The sequence below is a fragment of the Aquibium sp. A9E412 genome, assembly GCF_030398335.1.
Classification (GTDB): domain Bacteria; phylum Pseudomonadota; class Alphaproteobacteria; order Rhizobiales; family Rhizobiaceae; genus A9E412.
The window spans coordinates 99,687-107,246 of the sequence record NZ_JAOAOP010000007.1; the positions used below are offsets into that span (position 1 = coordinate 99,687).

Genomic DNA, 7,560 nt, shown 5'->3' on the forward strand with positions numbered 1-7,560 from the left:
TCCCCCCGAGCGAAGATTTGCACGCGATGCCCGTTCGGTCAATAATCTTCCCGAAACATGCCCGGAATGCCATTTTTCTGGACTATCCGTGTTGACACGGGCATGGCACTCCCGCTTAATCGGCTGCGGGAGGGCACATGGTGAAACTGAAGCAGCGCCATGGAGACATCGTCGACGCCGTCAACCGGCACGGCCGGGTGAGCGTCGAGCAGCTCGCCCACAGGTTTCAGGTTTCCGCCGAGACGATCCGCCGCGATCTGACCTTCCTCAGCGAGGAGGGCCGGCTGCAGAAGGTGCATGGCGGCGCCAAGCGGGCGCGGCTTTCCACCGAGGCCTCCTTCGCCGACCGCATGGGCGAGGACGCCGAGGCGAAGCTGGTGATCGGCCGCAAGCTGGCCGCGCTGCTCGAGCCCGGCGACACCTTCTTGATCGACACCGGCTCGACCACGCTGGCCTGCGCCAAGGCGCTGGCGACGCGCGGGCCGTTCACCGTCATCACCAATTCCGTGCACATCGCCGAGACGTTCGAGGCCGCCCGGACGAGCACGATCGCCTATCTGCTCGGCGGCCAGTTCAGCACCGGCAACGCGCAGACGGTCGGACCGATGGCGATCGAGCAGATCGGCGCCTTCCAGGCCGACCACGCGATCCTCACCGTGTCGGCGATCAGCGCCGAGATCGGCGCGATGGACGCCAGCTTCGAGGAGGCGCAGATCGCGCGCGGCATGCGCCGGCATGCGCGCAACACGATCGTCGTGGCGACGGCGGGCAAGGCCGGGCGGACGGCGGCGTTCCGCGTCTGCCGGCTCGACGAGATCGACGTCTTCGTGTCCGACAGGCCGCCTGGCGGCGCCTTCGCAAGGGCGCTGGCGGCGGCCCGCGTGGAGGTGAGATGAGCGGCGCTGCGGCACAGCCGTCGGGGGAGGCCGCCGTGACGGCGGGCAGCCGATGCCGGCGGCCGTGACCCGCGCGGCCAGGGCCTATGTCCGGTGGGTCGACCGGCTGTCCGACTATGTCGGCATCGTCGCCATGTACCTGATCTTCCTGATGATCGGCATCCTGCTTCTGGACGCGATCTGGAACAACGTCATCGGCTTCCCGATCCACTGGGGCATCGAGGCGACGCAGTTCGCGCTCGCCGCCTACTACTTCATGGGCGGCGCGATGACGCTGAAGAACAACGACCATGTGCGCATGGACCTGTTCTACGACCGGCTGTCGGTGCGCGGCAAGGCGAAGGTCGACCTGGTCACCATGGTCTGCCTGCTGTTCTATCTCGGGGTGATGCTGTTCGGCTCCATCTCGAGCCTGCAATACGCCATCGAGACCAACGAGCGGCGCTTCTCGATGTGGAATCCGTCGATGATTCCGATCAAGGCGCTGATGGCGGCCTGCATCGTGCTGATGATCCTGCAGACCGTGTCGCTCGTCTTCAAGCACATCGCCACGCTGCGCGAGAGCAAGGCGCCATGAGCTACGAACTGATCGCCATCTTGATGTTCTCGTCGATGATGGTGCTGCTGCTGACCGGCCAGCGCGTGTTCGCCGCGATCGGCTTCGTGGCCGCCGGCGCGGCGCTGCTGCTCTACGGCACCGGCGGCGTCGAGATGCCGTTCAGCCAGGCTTTCAAGCTGTTCAACTGGTTCCCGATGCTGACGCTGCCCCTGTTCATCTACATGGGCTACGTGCTGGCCGAATCGGGCATCGCCGAAGACCTCTACCGGATGCTGCACGTGTGGTTCGGGCGCTTCCGCGGCGGGCTGGCGATCGGCACGATCGTGCTGATGGTCATCATCTCGGCGATGAACGGCCTGTCGGTCGCCGGCATGGCGATCGGCGCGACGATCGCGCTGCCCGAGATGCTGCGGCGCGGCTACGACAAGGTGCTGATCACCGGGGTGATCCAGGGCGGCTCGTCGCTCGGCATCCTGGTGCCGCCGAGCGTCGTCATGGTGCTTTACGGCATGATCGCGCGCGAGCCGGTCAGCGCGCTGTGGCTGGCCGGGGTGGTGCCCGGCCTGCTGATGGCGACGATGTTCGGCATCTACATCGTCGTGCGCTGCCGCATCAATCCCGAGCTCGCGCCGCTCGTCTCCGACGACGAGATGGCCATGCCCCTGCGCGACAAGCTCAAGCTGCTGCGCGCCGGCATCATCCCGTTCCTGATCTTCTTCGCCATGACCGGCCTGTTCGTCACCGGCTACACGAGCCTGGTCGAGAGCTCGGCGGTCGGCGCCTCGGCCGCGACGCTCGCCGCGCTGGTCAAGCGCCGGCTGACCTTCGCCATCATCCACGAGACGGCGCGCAAGACGCTCGCCGTGTCGTGCATGTTCCTGTGGCTGATCCTGGCCGCGCTCGCCTTCGGCGCCGTGTTCGACGGCATCGGCGCGGTCAACGCGATCGAATCGCTGTTCCTGGCGCGCTGGGAGCTCACGCCCTGGCAGGTCATCCTGATGATGCAGGTCAGCTTCATCCTGCTCGGCATGTTCCTCGACGACACCGCGATGCTGGTCATCGTCGCGCCGCTCTACATTCCGCTCGTCGACAGCCTCGGCTTCGACCTGGTCTGGTTCGGCGTGCTGTACACGATGACCTGCCAGATCGCCTACATAACCCCGCCCTTCGGCTACAACCTCTTTCTCATGCGGTCGCTCGCGCCGCGTGAGATCAGCCTGATCGACATCTACCGCTCGATCTGGCCCTTCGTGGCGATGATGGCCGCGACGATCGCACTGGTGATGATCTTTCCGCAACTCGCGCTCTGGCTGCCCGAAACAGTGCGCGGGTGAGCGTTGCCAGACGCAGGCAGGTCAGCAGAGGAGACCAGTCATGACCGACCGCATCAAGCCTCCCTCCCACTCGCAGGCGATCCTGGCGAGCCGGCGCAGCTTCCTGAAGAAGGCGGGCCTCGGCGGCGCCGCGGCGGCGGCCTCGTCGCTCGCCGCGCCGGCCGTGCTCGCGCAGAACGGGCCGATCAAGTGGCGCCTGCAGACCTATTCGGGGGCACCGCTCGGCGCGCATGTCATCAAGCCGCAGATCGACGCCTTCAACGCCGCGGCCAATGGCGAGATGGAGATCGAGCTCTACTACGCCGACCAGCTCGTGCCGACCGGCGAGCTGTTCCGCGCGCTGCAGAACGGCACGATCGACGCCGTGCAGTCCGACGAGGCGACGATGGCCTCGCCCGTCGACATCTCGGTGTTCGGCGGCTACTTCCCCTTCGCCACCCGCTACAGCCTCGATGTCGCCTCGCTGTTCCGCTACTACGGGCTGCAGGAGATCTGGCAGGAGGCCTATGACGAGGTCGACAACGTCACCTGGCTGTCGTCGGGCGCCTGGGACCCGCTGCACATCTTCACCAAGGAGCCGATCCGCTCGCTCGCCGACATGCGCGGCAAGCGCGTCTTCGGCGTGCCGACGGCCGGCCGCTTCCTGTCGCGCTACGGGCTCATTCCGGTGACGGTGCCGTGGGACGACGTCGAGGTGGCGCTGCAGACCGGCCAGCTCGACGGCGTCGCCTGGTGCGGCTTCACCGAGGCCTACGAGGTGGGCTGGGCCGATGTCTGCAACTACGCGCTGACCAACTCCGTCACCGGCGCCTGGTTCGGCTCCTACTTCGCCAACACCGAGAGCTGGAACAAGGTGCCGCCGCACCTGCAGGAGCTGTTCAGGATCACCATCGACCAGTCGCACTACTACCGCCTGGTCTGGTACTGGGGCGGCGAGGCCAAGCTGCGCACCGAGGGCGAGAAGATGGAGCTCACCTCGCTGCCGCCGGAGGAGTGGGCGCAGGTGGTCGCCGACGCGGCCGAGTTCTGGGACGAGATCGCCGCCTCCTCCGAACGCGCCGGCCGGGTGGTGCAGGCGTTCAAGGACTACGCCGCGACGATGGAAGCGGCGGGCTACCCCTACCGCTGACCGGCGCACGAAACCGGCGGGCGCGGCCCCCCGCGCCCGCCGCGTATCTTTGCCCCGCCCGACGCAACCGGACGGCCGACAACCGTTGGCCGGGGCTTCACCCGAACCGGCTATAGTCGAACCGGCGGGTGAGCTCCGTCGGTCGTCGTGCAGCCATCGACTTCGCGATCTCTTCACCCGCCACCGCAGACAGCGTGAGGCCGAGGTGGCCATGGCCGAAGTTGAGCCAGAGGTTCGGGTTGCTTCGGGTCTGGCCCATCACGGGAAGAGAATCGGGAAGGCAGGGCCTTTCGCCGGACCACCGAGAGTGCGGCTCCTCCTTCAGTGCGGGCCAGGCCTGCCGGACGTGCCCGACCAGAGCATCGGCCCGCCGCATGTCCACCGCACTGGAAAGCGGCGTGATCTCGACCGTCCCGGCAGCTCTGACGCCCTGGCGCATCGGCGTGACGAAGACCTTCCGGTCGGCGAGAACAACGATCCTGCGGATGCCGATGCCCGATTCCTCGAACTCGACATGGAAGCCTCTCTGGTTGGCAAGCGGAAGCTTGACGCCGATCTTCCGGAGCAGGTCCCGCGACCAGGCCCCGCCGCACAGAACCACCTCTTCGCATTCGCGGGTCTGCTGGCTGCACACCAGGCGGACGGCGCGATCCCCGTCAAGTTCGATCGTCCTCACCTCGTCCGTTACAAGACGCACGCCGCCTTGCCGCAGCACGCTGCACAAACGCCCGACATAAGCGCCGGGGTCGACGATCATTCCCTGTTCGGGAAGGAACATGCCGGCCGTGTAGCGCGGCCCGATCGACGGTTCGATTTCGAGGATGCCCTCGCGGTCCAGTTCCTCGACCTGCACGCCATACTCTCTGCGAAGGTTCCAGCCGAAGCGGTCCCGTTCGCGGGCACGGATATCCGGATAGACATGCAGTTGCCCGGTCCGCTGCAGAAGGTCGAGCGAGCCGATCGCCTCGAGCAGATCGACATGCGCGCTCAGACTCGCGTCCAACAGCTTCGAGAGCGTTTCAGCGCTCGCCCTGATGCGGCGCTCCGACGATTCCATGAGGAAGCGGGCAAGCCAGAGGCTGTGATGGCGCAATCCCTCGACGGTCACACGCAGCGGCCCGGACGGGTCGAGGAGCATCCGCGGAATGTCGCGGATCATTCCCTTGTACGCAACGGGCACCACCGAGCCAGGGCTCACCGACCCCGCATTGCCGGATGATGCTCCGTCCGTCGAGAAGGACCGGTCGATCACCGTGACCCGCGCGCCGCGCTTCTGGAGGTGGAAAGCCGTGCAAAGTCCGACGATGCCACCGCCGATCACCGTGACCGACCGGTTCTCCATTTTCCGCTCCTGTCCTATTCGATCGACACGCCGGCCCGTTCGGCCACGTCGATCCACCGGTCGATCTCGTTGCTCACGAACGCGCTCAGCTCTTCCGGCGTCGAATGAACGAGCGAGACACCGCGATCGGCCAATTGGTCGCGTGTTCAGTCCCGACATAAGCTGGGTGGGCTCGCGTAGAAAGCGCTCTGGTTCTGATGCCCATGCCTTGCAAATGGCCTCGTAGGGCGTGAGGCCGTTTAGGGTCTTGAGCCGTTTGGCGAAGTTGTAAGCGTCGAGGAACGTGGCGAGGTGAGCGCTCAATTGATGGTGGGTGCTGTAGTGATAACGCCGGACGGTCGCCTCCTTGAGCGTCCGGTTCATCCTCTCAACCTGGCCGTTGGTCCAAGGATGATTGGGCTTGGTGAAGCGATGCTCGATGCCGTGCTCCAGACAGACCCTGTCGAACATATGCACGCGATAGCGGGCAGTCGGTCCTGAGCGATGCTGGGTGGCGTCGCCGAACTGGATGCCGTTGTCGGTGAGTACGGTGTGGATCTTGTAGGGAACGGCGTCGGCCAAGGCTTGTAGGAAGCCGGCGGCCGTCTTGACGTTGGCGGCTCGATGCAGCTGGGCAAAGGCGAACTTGCTGGTTCTATCGATGGCCACGAATAGGTGGAGCTTGCCCTCCTCGGTCCTGACCTCGGCGATATCGATGTGGAAGTAGCCGATAGGATAGCGCCTGAAGGCCTTCTTGGGCTTGTCGCCTTCCACGTCCGGCAGCCGACTGATGCCGTGGCGCTGCAGGCACCGGTGCAGCGAGGAGCGGGTCAGATGCGGGATCGTCGCTTGCAGGGCATAGAGACAGTCGTCGAGCGGCAGCAGCGTGTGGCGCCGGAAGGCGACAATCGCCGCTTCCTCCTCAGGTGTCAGCACAGTCGAGCGGACGACCTTCGGGCCCATCGGGGCATCGTGGACGAAGGCCCGCTTGCGCCACTTGGCGACGGTCTTCTGGTTGAGCCCATACTGCACCGCTAACTCTTTGAGCGGAGCCTTCGATCGCTGTATCGCAGCTCGGATGGCGTGCGTCGTCGTGGCGCTGCCGTGAAGTACCTGGCCCATACCTGATCCCTCCAAACAGCATCAGCTAAACTGATTCCATCACATGGTGGGACCAGACACCTAGAGTATCCGTTTTGGTCAAGCCAGCCTTGGCGTCCATTTTCGGCTGTCCCTGATCAGGGCGTTTGCGAGGACGATGAGCTTTCGCATGATGGCTGTGATGGCCTTTTTGGGTGGCTTTCCGACCGCGACGAGTTTTTCGTATTTTGCCTTTAGGTCGGGATTGAAGCGCATGGCGACGAGAGCGGGCATGTAGAGCGCTTGACGGACATTGGCCCGGCCGCCGCGAATGAAAGCGCGGCCGGTCCACTGGCCGGACTGCCGGGCGATGGGAGCCAGGCCAGCGAGCGATGCGGCCTGGCCGTTTTCGAGGGTGCCCAGTTCGGGCATGTCGATGATCAGCGCGAAGGCTGTGATGGCCGAGACACCGGGTATCGACACGAGGATGTCGAAGCGTTCGCAGAGGCCGGCGTTGGCCTTGATCAAGGTGATGATCTCTTTCTCGATCGCGGCCATCTGACGCTCGATCTGCCGCAGTTGCTCCGTGTTGTGACGCTTGAGGATGGACAAGCTCAGGTTCTTTGCCCTGTTTCTGGCCGCCGTTCGGTTCTTCACCAGCGCCTCGCGGGCCATGTGCAGGTCCTTGAGATCGTTGAGCATCGGACTGCGCGCCGGCCGCGGCTCGAGTTCGAGCAGCGCGCCCATGCGCGCCAGCATGGCCGCATCCAGCCTGTCGGTCTTGGCGAACGTGCCGGTGGCCTCCGCAAACCGCCTTGCCTGGCGTGGATTGACCTTGACCATGGCGCAACCCGTCTTTGCCAGCTTCCGTTCGAAGGCCCGGTGATAGGGTCCCGTCGGTTCGTAGACGATGCGCGGGCCGGTGTTCTCACCCACCCATGTCAGCAAGGCTTGGTGGCCGTGCCTGTCATTGGCGAAGCGTCGCGCTGCGCCGTCGCTCATGCGGTGGGCATCCAGATGGTCTTTCGAGATATCGACACCGATGGTATTGTTGGTCATCTTTCGCTTGTCCTGTGCTTGTCGTCCGCAGCCGAACTGCGGGTATCCATTCAGGCCTCAAGGGAAAGACGAGGGCGATCACACTCAAGCTCGACCCGTCAAACGGTCCGCGATCTTCCGATCCGACCCTCGCCGCCGGGAGCGGGCTGACACTCTCTCCCGGCGGTCCTGTCTTCGCCTGT

Annotated in this window: 6 protein-coding genes and 1 pseudogene; 4 read left to right on the forward strand and 3 right to left on the reverse strand. The window is 65.3% G+C overall.

All coding sequences use genetic code 11. The annotated features are described in order from the left end of the window. Positions 1-137: 137 nt before the first annotated feature. From N1F89_RS05290 to dctP, 4 genes are read left to right on the forward strand one after another with little or no spacing between them, the layout of a single operon-like run. Positions 138-896 (forward strand): DeoR/GlpR family DNA-binding transcription regulator, encoded by a 759-nt coding sequence (locus tag N1F89_RS05290; RefSeq protein WP_290082257.1) that lies wholly within the window; start codon positions 138-140, stop codon positions 894-896. Positions 897-948: 52 nt separating this feature from the next. After that, positions 949-1,473 carry a TRAP transporter small permease subunit gene (locus N1F89_RS05295; RefSeq protein WP_290082261.1) on the forward strand — a complete coding sequence of 175 codons (525 nt, stop codon included), beginning with the start codon at positions 949-951 and terminating at the stop codon, positions 1,471-1,473. Further along, on the forward strand, positions 1,470-2,789 hold the full coding sequence (locus N1F89_RS05300; protein WP_290082264.1) for a TRAP transporter large permease subunit: 1,320 nt from the start codon (positions 1,470-1,472) through the stop codon (positions 2,787-2,789). Before N1F89_RS05295 ends, N1F89_RS05300 begins: the two co-directional genes overlap by 4 nt. A 40-nt stretch (positions 2,790-2,829) precedes the next feature. Continuing rightward, entirely contained in the window at positions 2,830-3,918 is a 1,089-nt protein-coding gene (dctP, locus tag N1F89_RS05305) for a TRAP transporter substrate-binding protein DctP (protein WP_290082266.1), read from the forward strand. A 97-nt stretch (positions 3,919-4,015) separates the two neighbouring features. Here dctP and N1F89_RS05310 read toward each other — a convergent pair whose 3' ends face one another. From N1F89_RS05310 to N1F89_RS05320, 3 genes and pseudogenes are all read right to left on the reverse strand, one after another. Continuing rightward, a complete protein-coding gene (locus N1F89_RS05310) occupies positions 4,016-5,419 on the reverse strand; it encodes an FAD-binding oxidoreductase (protein ID WP_354670306.1) in 1,404 nt (467 codons plus the stop codon). Positions 5,420-5,437: 18 nt separating this feature from the next. Next, positions 5,438-6,361, reverse strand: a pseudogene (locus N1F89_RS05315) (IS481 family transposase); the annotation flags it as partial. A 78-nt stretch (positions 6,362-6,439) separates the two neighbouring features. Further along, a complete protein-coding gene (locus N1F89_RS05320) occupies positions 6,440-7,378 on the reverse strand; it encodes a transposase (RefSeq protein ID WP_290082267.1) in 939 nt (312 codons plus the stop codon). Positions 7,379-7,560 lie beyond the last annotated feature (182 nt).